The organism is Tenacibaculum sp. UWU-22, assembly GCF_041021355.1.
Taxonomy (GTDB): domain Bacteria; phylum Bacteroidota; class Bacteroidia; order Flavobacteriales; family Flavobacteriaceae; genus Polaribacter.
The window spans coordinates 1-1,562 of the sequence record NZ_JBFNGP010000017.1; the positions used below are offsets into that span (position 1 = coordinate 1).

Sequence of the window (1,562 nt, forward strand, 5' to 3'; positions counted from 1 at the left end):
TTTTGAAATTATTCCGCCATTTGCAAGTTTCATTTCTAAAGTCCTAAATGACATTTCAATAATTTCTTTTAATCGATTTCGGTATTTTTCAATCATTCGCAGTGGTTTTGTCAAATGTGTTACAACGGTTGGGGTATGATTCCGTTGCGGAGAAAAATCAGAGATTTTTCGGAGTGGGAATTGAGCCAAGTTAAATATACAGTTTTTTGATTTAGCATTTAGTAAGCAATGGATTATAGCCGTTGTTACCCACAGTTATTTTTTAGAGTTTAATTTCAAAAGTTCAGTTGCTTTGTGAAAGTCAAAATCAACTTGTTGTTTATTTTTATCAAATATTATCGTGGTCGGAAAAGCGACAACATTATAGTCAGCTTGAATTTTAGAATTTGCTCCAGCGTAAAGATTTATCCATTCGATACTGTCTTTTTCCGATGCTCTTTGCCATTTTTTTGATTCCGTCATCAACGTTTATGGATACAATTTCAATTCTGTTTTCTTTTAATTCTTTATAATGTTCTTTGCTTTCTTGATTAAACTTTCTGCAAGGTGCACAACCTGACCACCAAAAGTCTAAAACTGTAAATTCATTTGTTGATATAATTTCGGCTAATTGAGTTTCTTTTTTAGCAATGTTTGGTAAACTAAAATCCATAAATTCCTTACCGAAATTTATGTTATTCATTCTTTTTATATGTGAACTTACAACCGTGTAGTCTGGTGAATTTATGTATGACTCGTCAATGCTATTAAAATAATCATTAATTAATTTTTTTTGTTCATTACTCATCTCATTGAAGTCAAAAACAAATCTGTCATCAAAAATATATTTTAGATTGTTTAAGCCAATAATCGTATTCTTCTTATCACTAAAAATTTCTGCATTTACTTTGATTACATTTTCTCTGACTTTAGGGAAAACATTTTTTCTCAAGCTATCCATTAGAATGCTATCTCTAGGATTATAAGACAAACCATTATACGCTTCCCAATATTTATTTTTGTTCTTTTGATAATAAGTGTTTACTCCATTATCCTCAAATGAACTTTCCGAAAAATATAAATTTTCATCCCTTTCATCTACTGTAACGTTGATTCTTAAAGTATCTTTTGTTAGATAAACGTCATAAACAGAATACATTCCATCAAATTCTTCTAGTTCGTTGTCGAATGCGATTTCAGCTCTTTCAGGATTTGGTAAGCTGCCTTTAAATTCAAATTTACTATTTACAATTTCTGAAGTTAATCGATTATCCATTCCTAAACTCGGAATATAAAGACCTAATTTTTTTCCGTCTCCGTTTTTGGCTGTTCCAAGAATAACGAATTCAATTTCAGAGTTTTCTTTTTCAGCTGTTTTGTTCTCTTTTTTACAAGAAGTAAAAACCAGAGAAAAAATCATTAATGTTATCGTAAGGGCTTTTTTCATAATTGTGGGTAACGTATTCGGCTATGAGTAGTTGCGTGGTTAAGGTACAAAATTTACAAGTACACACCAAGCTGAAAATCCGCAAGGATTTTCAGAAGTAGAGGAGAACAAGCAATTACTTATAGCCATTGTTGGG

1 protein-coding gene is annotated in these 1,562 nt (G+C 30.8%); it reads right to left on the reverse strand.

Going from position 1 to position 1,562, the window contains the following annotated elements; all coding sequences use genetic code 11:
- Positions 1-379 precede the first annotated feature (379 nt).
- Positions 380-1,426: a TlpA family protein disulfide reductase gene (locus tag AB2B44_RS10580; protein WP_369049554.1), complete on the reverse strand. Its 1,047-nt coding sequence runs from the start codon at positions 1,424-1,426 to the stop codon at positions 380-382.
- Between the last annotated feature and the right edge of the window lie 136 nt (positions 1,427-1,562).

Coding starts and splice junctions, on each gene's coding strand:
- AB2B44_RS10580 (WP_369049554.1), bottom strand. CDS start 1,426: ATGAAAAAAGCCCTTACGATAACATTAATGATTTTTTCTCTGGTTTTT.